This window comes from Brevibacillus brevis, from assembly GCF_031583145.1.
Taxonomy (GTDB): domain Bacteria; phylum Bacillota; class Bacilli; order Brevibacillales; family Brevibacillaceae; genus Brevibacillus; species Brevibacillus brevis_E.
In genome coordinates, this window is the sequence record NZ_CP134050.1 from 3,102,084 (window position 1) to 3,118,719 (window position 16,636).

The window sequence follows — 16,636 nt, forward strand, 5'->3', positions numbered from 1 at the left end:
CCGTGCTCGGGGATGGATATGACGAAGCATAATACGAAAAAGCTGAGGACCTTTGCGATCTTCAGCTTTTTCGTTTGTTTCCCACATGAATCTAAGAGGCAGTATTTTGCGTGTTTAACGTTTTTTTGCTCGAATTTCCAGACCGAATGTTGCTGCTAACAATCCCAGTCAAAATAATGATGACTCCCATCCACTGGGCCATATTGATGGGTTCCGCTAGCACCAATGAGGACATGGCTATGACAACCGGCAGTTCAGATGCTGTCAGAATGGTTCCCAATCCAGAACCGACATGCGGCATGCCAATGGAAAACAATAGGGGAGGAAGGACGACCCCGAATATACCCAGTGCCAATCCATAAGGAATCAACCCCGCTACTACATTCCACTCCAATAAAAACGTGGGCGGGAAAACGACAAATACAGTGAAGAGTCCCCCCGATGAAAGCAGAGCACTTTTTAAAATGGGAGGAGTGGCTTTTTCCACGGAGCTACTCAAAAACACGAATGTGGAAAAGGTGAATGCGGCGAGCAGTCCCCACACGCTTCCTATCCATGACAACGACATCTGTTCCTGAAACAGTACATTCGCCGCTAAAAGGGAACCGATAAGCAGCAGTCCAATGGAAATTAGCTTGCTCGGTGTCGGCTTCTTTTTATGGAACACCCACTCCAAGAGGGCTCCGATCCAAACAAATTGGAACAATAAAACAATGGCCAGCGAAGCATTCAAAGTTTGTAAGGCTTGATAATAGAAGACGCCAGTCAATCCAAACGGAATGCCAGATAAAAGAAGCTTTGCGGTTTGTCGTAGAGTTAGTTTTTTCTTTTTGGTAAACACAACAACAAGCCACGTAAGCACAACTCCGAAAAAATACTGCCCGCCGGTTACGGCTGACACTGTAAAGCCTGCTGCATACGCCAATTTAACAAATGTGGATAAGATCCCATAGCAGCAGCCTCCTAAAAAAACAATCAGTGCATAGTGCCATAATTTCATAATCATCCTCCTTTTTGGAATGCAAAAAACCACACAAACGGCCAGGAAGGCCTTTGTGTGGCGAAAATAGAGACGACTCTCCAGAAAAGTCCACAACCCCAACAGGTTTTAGTATTCGACTTCGGTAACAGTATAAAAAACACGTAAATCCTTGTCAATGTTTGGACCTCTGTCAGGATGATCCCCCCCTAAACTCATATCTTATATGAAAGGATGCTTTTCATCCTGAGTCATACACATTTGTGATACTATAAGAAAAACAGGAGACGAAACACGAATGCAGAGACAGCGGTGAATCGAATCTGTGATCTGCAAGAGCTTCTTGTAAACTAGAGGGTGGCATCGATGTTAAAACGTTTGTTTGTTTCCGGATACAAGGCTCACGAGCTTGGCATTTTCCATGAAAAAAATCCGGGGTTAGCCATTATAAAAAAAGCATTGAAGCGGGAACTCGTAAGATTCCTTGAGGAAGATTTGGAATGGGTCATCATATCGGGTCAACTCGGGGTTGAAATGTGGGCAGCCGAAACGGTTCTGGAATTAAAGAAGGAGTACCCACATCTAAAACTGGCGGTAATTACTCCGTTTTTGAATCAAGAGGAAAAGTGGAAAGAAGAGACCCAGGATTACTACCGAAATATTGTGATGCAAGCCGACTATATGAATAGCGTCTATCAAACCCCTTACCAGGGGGCATGGCAGCTTGGAGAGAAAGACAAATTCTTGCTTTCCCATTCAGACGGAATCCTGTTAGTGTACGATGAAGAAAACGAGGGCTCCCCGAAATTTTTAAGTAAGCTCGCCGCAAAAAAAGCGGAGCTTGGCGATTATCAGGTATTTCGAATTAACGCATATGACTTACAGACCATTGCAGAGGAACAGCAGCAGGAATTGTACAATGACGATTTCTAAACAAAGGTGCCAGCTACGAAAAGCTGGCTTTTTTATTTTTGGATAGCCGCTCCAGGCGCAACTTGTCATTGATCGCCTTTCCCGACTGTTGAAAGCGATCGGCGTGATCTCGTTTGGCTCGCTTGAATAGCATCCCTAGTATACGATCGTGCATATGGAAACGAGATCCTCCCATTAGGGGATCTCCTTTGCAGATTTCAATTGCTCTTCAAAGTTTATACTTGGTTTCAGATGTATGTATAACCTTTAAATGTTAAAATATGTTGATATAAATTTTAAAAAAAGCAACTCCTTTTGGGCAAAGCCAAGCAATAATGGCTTCATGGTAAGCTTTTTCTGTGCGAAAAGAACAGAAACTATTCAGGAAGGCAAGGATATCCTATAAGCGATACTGAAAATGCCCGTGAATATAATTTGGGGGCTGGGGTGGATCCAGCCGTTCTAGAGTCTCTCTATTATGTCGGCTCGATTATAGGTGGTCTCGTAATTATGTCAATGTCGAAGAAGGTTCAAAATCGCTTAACCACCAGCATGCCCCAAAAAGGAACAAAGGCTATCAAGTTGGTAGTCTTTGTTTTCGTTTCAAGCTCAGAAGTGTGATTGGCTTTCAGAGGCAGAGGACTCGCTACTAAAGAATTAGTTCCATATCCTTGAATGAGCCGGCCAAACGTCAAGATGGAGGAGGAGTTGTGACCGCTTTTACCGGGTATTGAGATAGTGGGAGGATACGTTCGTTATTAAAAGACACATATGAAAAATACCTCAAGCATTGCATTAATGTAGTTCAAAATACAAAAAGTATTCTCGCAAAAATTGGTTCAAAATAAAAAATTCTTTCCATTGGAATTTTCAGGTAGATTCTGTGCATAATCCACCGAAAGGATTAGCGCTTGGACAAGAAAGAACAATCCGACATCAGTTCATGAAAATATCATTTCATGAACTGAAATCAAAACCAGTACATACATTGTTTATAACCCTGTTCCGGATTGTCCAATAAGTCATACGATGTGGGGACTATTGTCTGATCTGGGCAACGATGTTACTCTGACAATAAAAAATGCTTGATTTACTGAAGAAAACTAAGTGGAAAATTAGACTTCATCTAATAATCAGCATCGCCAATTTAGTAATGTTCATGTCAACGGTCATTACAAACACGAAATGGAGCAATGTTTCTGTCAAATATGGAGCAATGTTTACATCTACAGACATGGACAAAACTGGTACTACCAAGCAGCTCCGTTTTTTTTGGTTTTATAAGTTTACATAATATATATTATCGGACTCAATAAAATTCCGCAAAAACCCTAAGAGAGCAGCTCCACTCCCATGTGTAATCATGGCAATACTGTTCAAACCGGGAAAGGATTTTATATAGTGAGTCGATCCACAATCGCAGTTCGATCATCTAGGTGTCCAGCCGTAAGCAAACGTCAAGTTCCAGCTTGCGTCTACATAGCAAACTCGCATGACCATCGATAAACGATAGAAAAACAATTGAAGCCATCGATTCAAACAGCCTCAAGTTTTGACCAGGAAATTCAAATCGGATAAGTTCCAGGCGTAAAAAAAAATCCGAATGACCAATCATCGTGCATCCGTCAGCGTGAACCCGTACTCAACGAAATGGATACCATCATATCGGCTGGCTTCCATATTGGCTTGCCACATTCAACATCGTCGTATTTATCCGCGCTTTTATCCCCGTAGAGACCACTGTTATCGACATACACCAATAAGCCTCTGATAATTCACATGAAATAAAAAAATAGAGTTTTATTAAAATTATGAGTTTACATTTATTGGAAATTCACTTATATTATAATTAAGATAACTATAACGAAAAATGACCGGAGGCCCACGATGACCAATCTGAAAACGAAAACGACCGCAACTGCCACTCCCCCTAAAAAGAGATCGTACGAGGATACGTTAAACAATCTGGCCCACTATCTCGAACGCAACAAGAAGAAATAAAACGAAAAGAGTGCCAAAGAGCGGCACTCTGCTTCGTCGTGTTCGGGCATGTTTCGTTATCGACTTTTCTGGTTTAATCGGTTCTCCCTTCAGAGAAACAATCCGGGTCAATCCACCTTCGCTTCATGCTGAGCGTTCTTCCAAATCAGCTCCACGGTTTCCTCCGGGGACAAATCGGTCGAATCGATCCACATGCCAATCTGTGGTGTCTCCTCTCGCAGCCTCCGGTCCAGCTCGTCAACCATCCATACCCCGTAGCCGCTTTTCGCTCTCTCTGCTTCTCTCCTGCCCACTTCCACCTTACTGGGAGCGAGTACGATGACATACAGCGGGCGGTTCCGAATAAGCCCGATCATTTCCGTCAGCATGGATCCGATGATGACATCTTGCAGCACAACATCAAATCCCGCTTCGAAGTAAGCATCTGCTGCTGCGGCGGTCAGTTGATGGCGCAAACGCAGCTGCTCGATTGCTTCCGTCTCGGAATCTGGGAGCATTTCCACTCTTCCGCGAACGATCATTTTCCGGAAGCTGTCTCCTCGGACATGTACGCTTTTCTTGAGCCTTTCCGCAAGAAGCTGCGCGACCGTAGACTTTCCGGAGGCCATGATACCCGTAATCAAAAAGATGTGCCTTCCTGCTTCTTGCATTCTTCTTCCCCCTTCACGCCAGAAAAATGAAACAACAAGCACTCTATCCCTGGCTGATCAAAATAAGCTTGATCCCTTCGCTTCGATTCTCCATGCAAGGTCCCCCCTCCAGGAAAAGAACGAGAGACGTTACTTCGGTTCTCCGTCAATCTAAAAGTCGAGCGATTAAGGGATGCTCTTGTACTGCATCGTCGCCTGCACTGCTCTCTTCCAGCCAGTATACAGTCGTTGTCTCTTCTCTTCCGGCATGTTCGGGTCGAACGAACGTTCTACCACCTTATTGCGGACAATATCTTCCTTGCTCGTCCAGTATTGAACAGCTAGACCTGCCAAATACGCCGCTCCCAAAGCCGTCGTCTCGTTCACGCGCGGACGCTCCACGACCGTGCCCAATAGATCCGCCTGGAATTGCATCAGAAAATGATTGCCAACGGCTCCCCCGTCCACAGCCAATTTGTGCAGTCGGATGCCCGCGTCAGCTTCCATCGCTTCCAGGACGTCGCGCGTCTGATATGCCAGAGACTCCAGGGCTGCGCGGATCAGATGGTCTTCCGTCGTACCGCGGGTCAACCCGAAAATCGCCCCGCGCGCTTCCATGTCCCAGTAAGGCGCCCCCAGTCCCACAAAGGCCGGAACCAGATAGACTCCGTCCGTGCTGTCCACAGCAAGGGCATGTTTTTCCGAATCTGCCGCTCTCTCGATGAGCTTGAGCCCGTCCCGCAGCCACTGGATCGCCGCACCCGCGATGAAGATACTGCCCTCCAACGCGTATTCGACCTTGCCGTCCACTCCCCAGGCGATAGTCGTCAGCAGCCCGTTTTTCGAGGCGACAGCCCTTTCCCCCGTATTCATGAGCATAAAGCAGCCGGTTCCGTACGTATTTTTGGCGGAGCCTTCCGTAAAGCACGCTTGGCCGAAGAGCGCCGCTTGCTGATCACCCGCGATTCCTGCTATGGGGATTTGCGTGCTGAATATTTTTTCGTCCGTATGGCCGTACAGCTCGCTGGATGGGCGCACTTCGGGCAGCATCTGTCTGGGAACGCGAAGCATCTGCAGCAGTTCCTCATCCCATTCGTGCTTGTGAATGTTGTACATCAGAGTCCGGGAGGCATTGGAATAGTCCGTGACATGTATCCTTCCAGCCGTCAGCTTCCAGAGAAGCCACGTGTCCACAGTCCCGAACAGAAGTTCCCCTCGCTCTGCCCGCTCTCTCGCGCCCGCTACGTGATCGAGGATCCACGTCACTTTGGTGCCGGAGAAGTACGCGTCGATCAGGAGTCCTGTTTTATCCCGGACCATTTGCTCGTATCCTTCAGCTTTCAACTGATTGCAAATATCGATGGTCTGACGGCTCTGCCATACGATGGCACGGTACACCGGCTTTCCTGTCTGTTTGTCCCACACGACCGCCGTCTCCCGCTGATTCGTGATCCCGATGCCGGCGATTTGTTCAGGCTTGACATGGTTCTGAAGCAAGACTGCCCGCAGAACCTCCAGTTGCGTTTCCCAAATTTCCTCCGCGTCGTGCTCGACCCAGCCAGGCTTCGGGTAGTGCTGGGTAAATTCCTTTTGCGCCACTCCGATGATCGCTCCCGACTTGTCGAACAAGATCGCGCGAGAACTGGTAGTTCCCTGGTCCAATGAAAGCATGTAGGTTTGCCCCATACTAGCCGCGCCTCCTTCACCCGTTTTGGTATTTCCTTGTATTTATTCATACGAACGGGCAAATCCTCTTTTGTCAAAAGAAAAAAGCCGCTGCCCTCATAAGCTGTGGTGACAGCCATCGTTTGGGGCAGCAGCCGAACTCGGTCTTGTATGATTACTTTAGCAGAGCCGCATCCAATGCCACTTCGATCATCTCGTTGAAGGTCGTCTGGCGCTCATCGGCGGTCGTCTCTTCTCCCGTAAGGATGTGGTCGCTCACGGTGAGAATGGACAGGGCGTTGCGCTTGTACTTGGCAGCCAGCGTATAGAGAGCGGATGATTCCATCTCTACAGCCAGTACTTGATAGGCAGCCAGCTTCTTGTACAGATCGAGACTCTCACGGTAAAAGCTGTCGCTGGTAAAGATGTTGCCCACCTTGACATTCAGGTTTCGCTCGCTTGCCACCTGATACGCTTTATGTAACAAATCAAAGCTGGCCGTTGGGGCAAAATCGATCTGGTTAAACAGCAGCCGATTGGTTTGAGAATCGGAAGAAGCGCTCATCGCGAGGATGACGTCGCGCACCTTGATATCTTCCTGGATAGCTCCACATGTGCCTACACGAATCAGATTTTGCACATCGTACGATTGCATCAGCTCATTCACGTAGATCGAAATGGACGGCACACCCATGCCTGTCCCTTGCACGGATACCCGTTTGCCCTTATAGGTCCCGGTAAAGCCCAGCATGCCCCGTACGTTGTTATAGCATTCTGCTCCTTCCAGGAACGTTTCTGCGATGTATTTGGCCCGCAGCGGATCACCCGGAAGCAGGATGGTTTCAGCAATAGCACCTTGCTTTGCTCCAATATGGATACTCATAGCGTTTCTCCTTTGCTTTCGAAAAATGGCTTACCATGATATGGTACTATAAAAGCCGAACATTGCAAAACGAAACTTGAACACGAGTGAAAGGAGGCCGAAATGAGCGACTACGAGCGTGAAACACTCAGAAACAAGGAGCACGAGAGCCTTCCCAGCGGCCGATTGCGCGATGCGATTGATCAGGCCGAAATGGGCTCCCCACATGAGTTGGCACGAGGAGGCTGCTTGTCCAAGGTGCTTGTCCTCGCCGTCATTCTAATCAGTCTCGTGATCATGCGTTATTGCAGCTTGCCTGGGTGACCGCAAAACAGACATGGAGGAAACATGGCTCCCCGCATGGATCCGTCTCCTCCTCCGATTCTTGTCAAGCAGTCTGTTCTTTCCCTTCTCAATGACCATCACGGTGCTGCTCCGTCCAATAGGCGACAGCTTCCAGATGATCTCCCAGACAAGTCCTCTCTCTCTCCCTGCTCGCGCGAATCCCCCTGACTGTTCCCGTAAGCAAGTGGACCGCCTCGACTCGCAGTCCTTTCCGAAGCGCGATCGCCTGGGCAAGCGGCGGCACAAACAACTGATCGACGCCGATCTCGACCGATGCACGCTGTGTCATCGCATAGGGCAAATCGCTCATGGAGGAAGTCCCCAATCGCTCCTTCTCGAACAGACTGTTTACATATGCCCTGGCCAAGCTGACAGTCCAGCTCCCGTTCATCGTCTGCCTTTTGCGCAAAGCAATATCCACTCCCTGGTAACAGGCCTGGATGAATGGGAGCATGTCTTCTGCCGCAATCACTTCACCGGCCTGGAGAAACAGCCAGACATCTCCAGTCGCTTCTTTGGCGCCAACGGAACGCCAGAGCTCCTCCCCCAAGGGAAACGGGTAAATGTAGCAAGTGCTAGCACATGAGGAATTGTTCAGGATGATGTCGATGGAACGGTCTTTGCTCCCATGGATGACCAAAATCGTTTCTTTGGGAGACAATCTCCCCACCTGGTAGAGCAGTCTCTGGATCGTCTTTTCATCCTGCTGGACCGAGATAATGACGCTGAGTCGATCCATATTCTCGACCCGCTGCGCATAAGATATACCTTTATGTTTTTTTACGGCGGCCTTTTGCCGATTTCTTTTTTCGTTTCCCATCCCTGCTCCCCCCTCTATCTTCCCTGGGTGGTTGATAGTAAACCGAGCGCAAATGCAGCGTCCCGGGAACATGTAAAAGAGAGCGGTAGCGATCTCCATCCGGCGAGCCGCCTCGTTTACCCAACCTCTGCAGCAAGAGTTGGATGGCTACCGCATGATCGCGCAGGATACGATGTTTCCCTTTTTTCAATGGATATGCAGCACCTTTTTCCCACTGCAAAGCAGGCTTCGGCTCAACGCCAACCACGACCAGCTTTTCCAGAACGGCTTTGACAAACGCTGCAGGGGGCGTGGCGAGTGATTCGCAGCCCAAGACACCGAGAGCCTTGCGACTGCAGCCATACGGCACTCGTGACATCGTTCCGGCGCCAAGATCCGCCCTCCCTAGCAAGTGGTTGAGCAAGCGGTATGCATTGGGCAAGACCCCATTCCTTCTATTTGCACCAGATGTGCCTGCCATGGTCACGACGACGTCCGCACCGTTTTTCAGGGCAGTCATGTACGCTTTGAGCAGCAGCGGGGGGATGACGACCCTTTCGTCCAAAAAGAGGACAGACTCTCCTTTCGCATGACACGCTCCGATCGCTCTGCCTTCATCGTACGTATGGAAACGTTCATCTGAGACGATACGGACCCACGGTGCATGAGTCTGCGGACCGGAGAAGCGGGGCATCGGGGGACAGATCAGGATGACTTCTACAGATTGGGTGAGATGATTCAGGTGATCCAGCATAAGTAGAAGCCCTTTGCCATCACCGCTAAGCGGGATGACGACGGACAACTCGGGGCGTTCGGTTGAAAAGCTGTCCATCTCGCTTCCCCCTCGCCAATAATGGTTCTTTCCTTAGAGTACGCAATTTTCTTCAAAGTGGACACGGCGTTTCCGATCAGGAGGAAAAGTTGGCGCAAGGCCATGTCCGTCCGAAGGATCATGCTGCCGCCTGGTCTGAACACGAAAAAACAGGACGAAGGAAGCAGCTCCTTCGTCCTGTTATCAGTTGTCTTCAGTAAGCGCGCCGCTGCAAATCTCGCCTGCGTATTCTCCTCATTTTGCGCATTCTGCTTATCGTGAAGAGGAGCATGAAGAGGTTTAACCCGAGCCACACGAAGAGCAGACCGTACCCGATGGCTGGGTGCTCCTTCAAAGAGGGAGCGGCGATCGCTTTTTGATCTTCCGGCGGTGTCGGCGGATCGTGCCTTAGCAGCGGATAGGTGACAGTGAGATTCCCTGCTTGCACGGACAGTTGTCCATAGTCCGTGAGTTGGATCAGCGGCTCTGTTCCTTTTGGGACCGACGCGTACAAGTCGTCCATTGTGGTATACGTAATGACGTTTGCATCACCGGGTACGGCTGCACGCGTATACGCTTTCCCATCAGGCGCCACTTGCTTGGTTTCAAAATGAGCGAAGCCGTAGTCGAGCATTTTGGTGACATCTTTGTAGGCGTAAGCGCTGGCCGCCGCCTTCATGGTCACCGCGATGAATTCGGTGTTTCCCCGTTTGGCCGAACCGACGAGCGTGTGCATCGCCTGGTCCGTGAAGCCGTTTTTGATCCCCGTCGCCCCTTCGTAATCACGAAGCAGCTTGTTATGGTTGATGAGCTCGGATTTCCACTCCCGGCCGTTCCATGGCAAGCGATTCGTTCCGACGATCTCCCGGAAGGTCGGATTCGTCATTGCGTATCGTGCTATTTTCGCCATATCGGAGGCGGTTGTGTAGTGATTCGGGTCGTGCAGGCCGTGGGCATTGGCGAAATGCGTCTCCGTCACCCCGACCTTTTCCTGCAAATAGGCGTTCAACTGCTCCGCAAAACGCTCCGTCGTCTGGCTCATATGCTCCGCGATCGCCGTAGCGGCGTCGTTACCCGAGTGCATCAAGAGTCCGTACTCCAGCTTGCGAAGGGAAACCTGCTCCCCTTCTCCCAAATAGACGCGGGTTCCTTCTTCATAACGCGCCTTTTTGGAGACGGTGACGATATCGTCCGGGTTCCCGTTTTCGATGGCGTATATCCCGGTGGCAATCTTGGTGATGCTTGCCGGGTACAGCCTTTCGTGCGGGTTCTTTTCAAACAAGACTTGTCCTGTCGTAGCGTCAATCAATATGGCTGACTCTCCGTTGAGCTCGTCGGCAGAAAGGCCTGACGTGTCCTCCGCGAAAGCCACAGGTGCACCGGGACTCCATAGAGCCACGGCAACAACGAAAAGGTACGTAAGAAGAAAACGCATGTAGTCGGTTCCTTTCCATACTTGTCGCTATTTTTCCATCTTGCCCTATCAGTTCCTACCCCAGTCGTTTTCCCAACAAATCGTAAATCATTTTAAACTTCGGATTGTCTGCAAACGCCTCTTCAAATCCGCTGACGTGCTCGCGGTACAAGGCGGCAGCCGATTCCAGATCCTGCTTTACATACAGGGAGAAGATTTCCTCCAGCTTGTCCTCCAGCGTCGGGTCTACCTCAGCAGGAGTCAAAATTTCCTGACGCAAATTGTTCATCAGGACGTCCAACTGATGCGTGATGACGGAAGCTTCCTGCAATTGCTCCAGCACATCCTTCGGAATATTCCCGGCGTATTTGTAGCGCAGCTCGTGTTCATTGGTCGCCCAGAAGTTCATTCCAAGCGTCCGGATTTGAATCTCGCAGAACAGTGTAATCTTTTCGCTGCCGTGATACACCGTATACGATACAATCATGTGAATACTGCGGTACCCGGAATCTTTTGGCGAAGCGATGTAGTCCTTGACATCGTGAATGACGATGTCCTCCCGTTCCTGGAGAAGCTGCTGCACTTCGCGTACATCGTCAACGTAGCGGCAGACGACGCGGAGGCCGGCGATGTCGGAAATTTCCCCAGCGACACGCTCCTGCCAGTTGTCATGTTGAAAATCGATCCCTTTTTCTTTCGCCTTTTTAATCAAACTATCCACTTTTTTGACGCGGCCCACTACGAACTCAATCGGCGAGTAGCGGCCGCTCTTTTGAAATCCGTATTTGATCCCTTTCAATTTCAGTTTCAATTCATCAACTGCTTGCTCATAAGGTGCCAAGAAGTGCACCATATTGTTCAAAACTTTGCTTGGCACGTGTGAAATTCTCATGGTTCCTGCACCTCTCATTGCTTCCATTGGAAAGGCGATGCCTCAAAGAAAGGCTGCGGGTTCACATAGGTGTTCCCGATCAACATTCCGTAATGCAAATGGGGACCCGTAGAAAAGCCGGTCGTGCCCATTCGCCCGATGACTTGTCCTTGTTTAACCTCCTGGCCCGCTTTGACCTCCAGCTTGGACATATGCGCGTAAATGGAAAAGACTTGCATACCGTGATCGATGATGATTGTATTACCCGTCAAGTACAGGGAATCGGCCAAGACTACTTTGCCGTTGTTGCTGGCCCAGATGGGGGTGCCGGTCTTGTTGGCGATATCGATCGCAGAATGGCGGTTCGCCGGCACTCCGTTTACCACACGCTGATAGCCGTACGGAGTGGTCAGCGTCCCGACAGCCGGCTGGATGAACGCATCGGTAAAGTAAGGCACCTCAGCCGAACGGGAGCGGGCGGCGTTGATCTTTTTCTGATCCGCATTGATTCGATTGGTATCTTGACGCATGTCATTTAGCTGTTTGCTTACCGTCAAAACGTCAACGGCAAATTTTTTAGGAGCGATCGTCACCGGGACGCAAGCGCTTTTATTTGCTGACTGGATTTGATAGGTTCCGGGTTTGGCGTCAAATGGTACGGGAATAAAACGGGCATACTCTCCTTGGGAAGGCAACAGGCGGTACGTCTTGGAAAAGAGCGTGACCGATTGTTCCCGATTGCTGCGCACAAAAATAACGTCGCCTGGATACGTTGTTCCTGGCAACACGGTCAAAGGCGTCTGCTGTTTTTGGTACTGAACATGTGCTTCTTCGATGATTTCCTTGCTGTAAGTGCTTGTCCCGGACAACAGTGTCAGGGCAGTGATCAGCATGAAACCGACCATCGATTGTAACATAGCCGTTCCCTCCCAATTTCCAGTATATCAAAAGACGAAAGGAAAGGAAAAAGAAAAAGAAGGCTGTGCAGCTAGCCTTCTCCAATGGTTTCTCATTTTTTGGTGTAATCGGCCATCATATCCATGATGGATTGCACGCCGCTAAGCATCTCGCTTGCACGTCTTGTCTTTTGCGAGATGCTATCGAAATCGAGTCTGCCCTTTTTGCGATCGTTCCAACGTTTGAACAGATCTTCGGCTGCCCCAGGATTGCGGCGGACCTCTTTGACCCGGGCTTCATCTTCCTTCAGCCACGATTCAAATTCCGGGTGCTCCTTTAGCAGCCGCTTCACTTCTTTCCGTTTCATCGCGGACCTCCTCCTTTCGGTGTACAAACGTACGTAGTTATTTGTTCGTTACACCATATGACTAGTCCGCGAATATGCTTGTGTGTTTGCACTAGATGATAAATAAAGGGCGGAAATCAGACAAAGAGAAAGGCCCCGCTTAGGGACCTTTCCGTCATCCAGCTATTTACTTGTTAGGAGAGGAAGGCTTAGCGGCCTGCCATTTGGGATTCTGCGAAGCTCACCAGACGCTTGGTGATCTCTCCACCTACAGAACCGTTTTGACGAGAAGTAGTGTCTGCGCCGAGATTTACACCGAATTCGGATGCAATCTCATACTTCAGTTGATCCAGAGCTTGGTTCGCTTGAGGAACTAGCAGGTTGTTGCTGCTGCCACCGTTGTTCGCCATGATTGAATTCCTCCTGTCGCGTTTTTTGTCTTCCGGGACGGGGTTGAACCGTCAGCTCATTTGCTTCCCGCCGGTCGAGACCGGAAGATGTTTTGGGTGTTCAAGAGGGGCATTGACCTCTTGTGGTACTATCATCCCTCCGTCTCTCTCATCCATACGTCCCGGGGGAAATGTAAATTCTGACAAGGTGTTGCTTGGACCATGTGCTATAATGTTTGCGTAAAGTAGGTAACGAGAGGAGTATCCATCGTGAATCCATCCGGAAAAATTCTGCTCATTGACGGAATGAGCTTTTTGTTTCGCGCTTTTTACGCTTCTGCCTGGGGAGGCGGATATCGCCAGACAACCACAGGCGTCTATACGAATGCCGTCTACGGCTTCACCAAAATGATGCTTGACTATGCAGACCTGGTAAAGCCTACCCACTTGGTGGTGGGCTGGGACGTCGCCTCGCGCGAATCCCTCGTGCGCAGCCAGTGGTATGACGGCTACAAGTCCAATCGACAAGCACCTCCCGACGAGCTGATCCCGCAGTTCGATCTCGTCAAGGAAGTGACGGCTGCCTTTTCCATTCCCAATCTCGGCTGCCCCGGATATGAAGGCGACGATATTTTGGGCACACTAAGCACGACCCTTTCAGCGGACGGACATCAAGTAGTGATTGCCACCGGGGACTACGACAGCCTCCAGCTCGTCTCTGACCTCGTCAGCGTCAAAATCCTCAAAAACGGCGGGAAGCATGAGCACTACAATCCGGCGAGCCTGCAGAGCCTGCGCGGAATTGCTCCCGAGCAGGTCGTGGATGTCAAAGCGTTGATGGGTGACGCCTCCGATTGCATTCCGGGCTGCCCGGGTATCGGCGAAAAGACAGCGACGAAACTGATTGTGGAACACGGTGATTTGGAACGCCTATACTCCAATCTGGACAGCTGCACCGTCAAAATGCGCAGCAAGCTGGAAGAGCACCGCGAGCAAGTCTATTTGAGCAAAAAGCTGGCGACGATCATCCGCGATGTGCCGATCGAATTTTCGCTGGAGGAAGCCGCATGGGAATACGACAGCGCGGTTGTCCGCAGCAAATTCGACGAGCTGGAATTCGGCCGCAGCCTGGCGACCCGGGTCGGCTAATAGAGGATGGGAATGGAACATGAATACCGATTTGGCTAAAAAATTGCGCTGGAAGCCGGGAATGAACTTACTCCTGCTGAACGCCCCAAAAGAGCATCTCGTTCAGCTGATGCCCGCTTCGGAAGAGGGTGCCCTGACAAGCGCAAACGACCCGGAATCTGCCGTGAAGTCCTCATTTGAGCTCGTACTGCTGTTTGTCAAAAGCGCTGCCGAATTGAAGGAATGGTCGCGCCTCGCTGTTTCTTCTGTGGAAAAGGATGGGCTTCTCTGGATCGCCTATCCGAAAAAAACGTCCAAAATCAAAACCGACATCCATCGCGATCAAGGCTGGGAGCCAATCGCAGAGGCGGGGCTTGAAGGCATTGCGCTCGTCTCGGTTGACGATACGTGGTCCGCGATGCGGTTTCGCCCGATCGAGCTCGTGAAAAATCCGCGCTCGTCTCGCGTAAAGGAATCCACATCTTCGTCCGCTTCCACGCAAGAGCGCGTCGTAACCGTACCCGGCGATTTGCAGGACGAGCTGGACAAGCATCCCGAAGCGAAGACGTTTTTCGACCAGCTTGCCTATACGCACCGCAAGGAGTACGTGCGCTGGATTACCGATGCGAAACGCGAGCAGACGCGGACGGATCGAATCGCCAAAACTATCGAGCGGTTGCAGCAAGGCTTGAAAAGTCCTTTCCGCTAATTCAACCATGAAAAAAGCATCCCATGGCCATGACCGATCGTGGCCATGCAGGGATGCTTTTTATTTTGTTGCCGAAGTGGACGACAAAAGAAAGCCATGGAGAGCAAATAAATGGCTGCCAGCCGCGGGGGAGGAGCCAGATTCCTCCAAGGGGCTCGTCAATGCTGGAACACATCCAGCAGCATCCCCTTCGTCTCCTTCTCTTCCGTCTCCCACGAAGTGGCAAAACGAACGCGGTGGGACACGCCCATAATGTCGTAGGTCTGGACCAAATGCTGTCGGGCTGAGCCGATAATCAGGCTGTGCAGCCGAACGTTTTTCCGTTTTCCCAGCTCAGCCAGCTGCTCCTGCACATACGGGGAGATTCCTCCCACCCCATCCGTCACCATCACGAAGTCGGCGCCTGCGAGTGATTTGTCTTCATTCACCAGCTCGATGCCCCGTTTCATCGGAGAATCGAAATGCGTCCCTCCGCCGAAGGCCATCTGCGCCAGACTGTAAAAAGCCGGCCAGTCCGGTTTTTTGTGAAAAAGCGCTTGTTCGCGCAATTCGCCTTTCGCACCGAACAAGAGCAGGACAAAATTTCGCTTTTCCAGCATCGAGAGAGCTGCGAAGGTCATCACGAACAACTGCGCCAGCCGCAGCTTGGGACCCCTCATCGAATGGGACGTATCAAGCATGCAGATGACGGGTCCTTTCGGCGGTTCTTCTACCCATCCGGAAGTATCGTAGGTCATCAGCTTCTGTTCCACCCATTTCAGCATGAAGTACGTTTCATAGTCCGGATCTGCCAGCAGCACGGCGTCAGTCGGCAGCATATGCGCGACGTCACCGGATTGGCGCAGGTCGTAGTATTCCTCCGGAAGATGCCGCGATCGCATTTCTTTGCGTTTGACACGGAAAAGGTGGACATTGCGCCCCACTTCCTGCAGGAACGCCACCAGTTCTGGGTGCCGCTTCAGTTTTTCCACCCATTTGAGATACTGTTCAAAGCTCTGTCGACGAAGCTTGCCTAGATCATGCCCCCAACTGCGGTTCGCAAATCGCTGGCTGGCGGTAAACAGCTCCTCGACAAACAGCGTATCCAGCTCTTCCTCCGACAACGATTGCTTCAACGACCTCTCCAGCCATTGTCCCAATTCGCTCTCGAACGCAGCGATTGCCTCCCGCTCCTGCTTTTGCAGGCGGTCCAGTTGTTTTTCTTTTTGCGCCAGTTCCTCTTCCAGCTTTTTTACCTTCTGCATGAGCTTGGATCGCTTCGTAAACTGGGTGCTCATCTCTTCCCGGAGTCCGCGGATCCGCTCTTGCAATGCGAGGATTTCCGCTCGCACCAGCGGTTTGGTGTCCAATGCCTCTTGCTTGTCCTCCACCATGCGCTTTCCTTGCTGGAGGGTGTAGCCGACCAATTGCAGCTTGGCGATCTGCTTGTCCGTCAAAAACTCAGAGAGGCGGGCTTCCTGTGTGCCCTCTTGTCCTTTCTTCTCCTGAAGCCCAGCCACCAGCGGGGAGAGCTGTTGGTCTTTTTCGCGCTGTTTGACTTCCTCCGCGAATGTTTGGGTCAGCCACAGCAAAGCTTTGATGGCTGTCTTGAAGGCGGCGCTCTCCTGCCCAACCGTCCGCGGGTGTATCATACGAGTGAAGTACTGCTTCATGAGCGTCCGAATCATCCAATGGTGAAACGGATTCGCTTCCTGCGACAGGTCGATTTCCGGTTTTTCCAGGTAAAAGACGAGAAAAAAATCCGCCAGAAGCTCGAGATCAAACCAGGAAGCACGCGCACTCGCCTCCCGTACCCATTCCTGGGCCGTTCGCGAAGAAGCGAGGTACGTATCAAACAAATACCGGTCCACACGACTGGCGCGAATGATCACGGCTCCCA

At 50.8% G+C, this 16,636-nt stretch carries 17 protein-coding genes; 4 read left to right on the forward strand and 13 right to left on the reverse strand.

From position 1 onward, the window contains the following. Window positions 1–91: 91 nt before the first annotated feature. Window positions 92–1,000: a DMT family transporter gene (locus tag RGB73_RS15400; protein WP_310763397.1), complete on the reverse strand. Its 909-nt coding sequence runs from the start codon at window positions 998–1,000 to the stop codon at window positions 92–94. A gap of 345 nt (window positions 1,001–1,345) precedes the next feature. Between RGB73_RS15400 and RGB73_RS15405 the strand changes: the two genes are divergently transcribed. After that, a complete protein-coding gene (locus RGB73_RS15405; RefSeq protein ID WP_310763398.1) occupies window positions 1,346–1,912 on the forward strand; it encodes an SLOG family protein in 567 nt (188 codons plus the stop codon). Between the two features lie 13 nt (window positions 1,913–1,925). Here RGB73_RS15405 and RGB73_RS15410 read toward each other — a convergent pair whose 3' ends face one another. The 4 genes from RGB73_RS15410 to deoD form a co-directional block, all read right to left on the reverse strand. Next, window positions 1,926–2,087, reverse strand: a complete 162-nt coding sequence (locus tag RGB73_RS15410) for a hypothetical protein (RefSeq protein ID WP_310763399.1) — start codon at window positions 2,085–2,087, stop codon at window positions 1,926–1,928. 1,912 nt (window positions 2,088–3,999) lie between these two features. Further along, window positions 4,000–4,542, reverse strand: coding sequence for an AAA family ATPase (locus tag RGB73_RS15415; RefSeq protein ID WP_310763400.1), 543 nt, complete (start codon window positions 4,540–4,542; stop codon window positions 4,000–4,002). A gap of 165 nt (window positions 4,543–4,707) precedes the next feature. Next, a complete protein-coding gene (glpK, locus tag RGB73_RS15420; protein WP_310763401.1) occupies window positions 4,708–6,207 on the reverse strand; it encodes a glycerol kinase GlpK in 1,500 nt (499 codons plus the stop codon). Between the two features lie 154 nt (window positions 6,208–6,361). Continuing rightward, window positions 6,362–7,069 carry a purine-nucleoside phosphorylase gene (gene deoD, locus RGB73_RS15425; protein WP_310763402.1) on the reverse strand — a complete coding sequence of 236 codons (708 nt, stop codon included), beginning with the start codon at window positions 7,067–7,069 and terminating at the stop codon, window positions 6,362–6,364. A 102-nt stretch (window positions 7,070–7,171) separates the two neighbouring features. Here deoD and RGB73_RS15430 point away from each other — a divergent pair, with 102 nt between their 5' ends. Next, the gene (locus tag RGB73_RS15430) at window positions 7,172–7,372 is read left to right on the forward strand and encodes a DUF6366 family protein (RefSeq protein ID WP_310763403.1); all 201 of its coding nucleotides are present in this window, start codon (window positions 7,172–7,174) and stop codon (window positions 7,370–7,372) included. Between the two features lie 88 nt (window positions 7,373–7,460). On the opposite strand, the gene RGB73_RS15435 is transcribed toward RGB73_RS15430, so the two are convergent. The 7 genes from RGB73_RS15435 to RGB73_RS15465 all read right to left on the reverse strand — a co-directional run bounded on the left by RGB73_RS15435 (window position 7,461) and on the right by RGB73_RS15465 (window position 12,941). Further along, the gene (locus tag RGB73_RS15435) at window positions 7,461–8,132 is read right to left on the reverse strand and encodes a glycosyl transferase (RefSeq protein WP_310763404.1); all 672 of its coding nucleotides are present in this window, start codon (window positions 8,130–8,132) and stop codon (window positions 7,461–7,463) included. A gap of 31 nt (window positions 8,133–8,163) precedes the next feature. After that, on the reverse strand, window positions 8,164–9,024 hold the full coding sequence (locus RGB73_RS15440) for a hypothetical protein (protein ID WP_310763405.1): 861 nt from the start codon (window positions 9,022–9,024) through the stop codon (window positions 8,164–8,166). Between the two features lie 193 nt (window positions 9,025–9,217). Then, window positions 9,218–10,438, reverse strand: coding sequence for a D-alanyl-D-alanine carboxypeptidase family protein (locus RGB73_RS15445; RefSeq protein ID WP_310763406.1), 1,221 nt, complete (start codon window positions 10,436–10,438; stop codon window positions 9,218–9,220). Between the two features lie 55 nt (window positions 10,439–10,493). Next, window positions 10,494–11,309, reverse strand: a complete 816-nt coding sequence (locus RGB73_RS15450; protein ID WP_310763407.1) for a GTP pyrophosphokinase — start codon at window positions 11,307–11,309, stop codon at window positions 10,494–10,496. A gap of 14 nt (window positions 11,310–11,323) precedes the next feature. Continuing rightward, the gene (locus RGB73_RS15455; RefSeq protein ID WP_310763408.1) at window positions 11,324–12,205 is read right to left on the reverse strand and encodes a M23 family metallopeptidase; all 882 of its coding nucleotides are present in this window, start codon (window positions 12,203–12,205) and stop codon (window positions 11,324–11,326) included. Between the two features lie 92 nt (window positions 12,206–12,297). Then, on the reverse strand, window positions 12,298–12,552 hold the full coding sequence (locus RGB73_RS15460; RefSeq protein ID WP_310763409.1) for a hypothetical protein: 255 nt from the start codon (window positions 12,550–12,552) through the stop codon (window positions 12,298–12,300). Window positions 12,553–12,740: 188 nt separating this feature from the next. Then, entirely contained in the window at window positions 12,741–12,941 is a 201-nt protein-coding gene (locus RGB73_RS15465) for an alpha/beta-type small acid-soluble spore protein (RefSeq protein ID WP_310763410.1), read from the reverse strand. 249 nt (window positions 12,942–13,190) lie between these two features. Between RGB73_RS15465 and RGB73_RS15470 the strand changes: the two genes are divergently transcribed. Beyond that, window positions 13,191–14,069 (forward strand): 5'-3' exonuclease, encoded by an 879-nt coding sequence (locus RGB73_RS15470; protein ID WP_310763411.1) that lies wholly within the window; start codon window positions 13,191–13,193, stop codon window positions 14,067–14,069. Between the two features lie 19 nt (window positions 14,070–14,088). Further along, a complete protein-coding gene (locus RGB73_RS15475) occupies window positions 14,089–14,757 on the forward strand; it encodes a YdeI/OmpD-associated family protein (protein WP_310763412.1) in 669 nt (222 codons plus the stop codon). 158 nt (window positions 14,758–14,915) lie between these two features. Here the strand turns inward: RGB73_RS15475 and RGB73_RS15480 are convergent, their stop codons facing one another. After that, the gene (locus tag RGB73_RS15480; RefSeq protein ID WP_310763413.1) at window positions 14,916–16,628 is read right to left on the reverse strand and encodes a hypothetical protein; all 1,713 of its coding nucleotides are present in this window, start codon (window positions 16,626–16,628) and stop codon (window positions 14,916–14,918) included. Between the last annotated feature and the right edge of the window lie 8 nt (window positions 16,629–16,636).

Excerpts from the sequence above, each read along its gene's own strand:
- RGB73_RS15400 (WP_310763397.1), bottom strand. The coding sequence starts at position 1,000 with ATGAAATTATGGCACTATGCACTGATTGTTTTTTTAGGAGGCTGCTGC.
- RGB73_RS15405 (WP_310763398.1), top strand. The coding sequence starts at position 1,346 with ATGTTAAAACGTTTGTTTGTTTCCGGATACAAGGCTCACGAGCTTGGC.
- RGB73_RS15410 (WP_310763399.1), bottom strand. The coding sequence starts at position 2,087 with ATGGGAGGATCTCGTTTCCATATGCACGATCGTATACTAGGGATGCTA.
- RGB73_RS15415 (WP_310763400.1), bottom strand. The coding sequence starts at position 4,542 with ATGCAAGAAGCAGGAAGGCACATCTTTTTGATTACGGGTATCATGGCC.
- glpK (WP_310763401.1), bottom strand. The coding sequence starts at position 6,207 with ATGGGGCAAACCTACATGCTTTCATTGGACCAGGGAACTACCAGTTCT.
- deoD (WP_310763402.1), bottom strand. The coding sequence starts at position 7,069 with ATGAGTATCCATATTGGAGCAAAGCAAGGTGCTATTGCTGAAACCATC.
- RGB73_RS15430 (WP_310763403.1), top strand. The coding sequence starts at position 7,172 with ATGAGCGACTACGAGCGTGAAACACTCAGAAACAAGGAGCACGAGAGC.
- RGB73_RS15435 (WP_310763404.1), bottom strand. The coding sequence starts at position 8,132 with ATGGATCGACTCAGCGTCATTATCTCGGTCCAGCAGGATGAAAAGACG.
- RGB73_RS15440 (WP_310763405.1), bottom strand. The coding sequence starts at position 9,024 with ATGGACAGCTTTTCAACCGAACGCCCCGAGTTGTCCGTCGTCATCCCG.
- RGB73_RS15445 (WP_310763406.1), bottom strand. The coding sequence starts at position 10,438 with ATGCGTTTTCTTCTTACGTACCTTTTCGTTGTTGCCGTGGCTCTATGG.
- RGB73_RS15450 (WP_310763407.1), bottom strand. The coding sequence starts at position 11,309 with ATGAGAATTTCACACGTGCCAAGCAAAGTTTTGAACAATATGGTGCAC.
- RGB73_RS15455 (WP_310763408.1), bottom strand. The coding sequence starts at position 12,205 with ATGTTACAATCGATGGTCGGTTTCATGCTGATCACTGCCCTGACACTG.
- RGB73_RS15460 (WP_310763409.1), bottom strand. The coding sequence starts at position 12,552 with ATGAAACGGAAAGAAGTGAAGCGGCTGCTAAAGGAGCACCCGGAATTT.
- RGB73_RS15465 (WP_310763410.1), bottom strand. The coding sequence starts at position 12,941 with ATGGCGAACAACGGTGGCAGCAGCAACAACCTGCTAGTTCCTCAAGCG.
- RGB73_RS15475 (WP_310763412.1), top strand. The coding sequence starts at position 14,089 with ATGAATACCGATTTGGCTAAAAAATTGCGCTGGAAGCCGGGAATGAAC.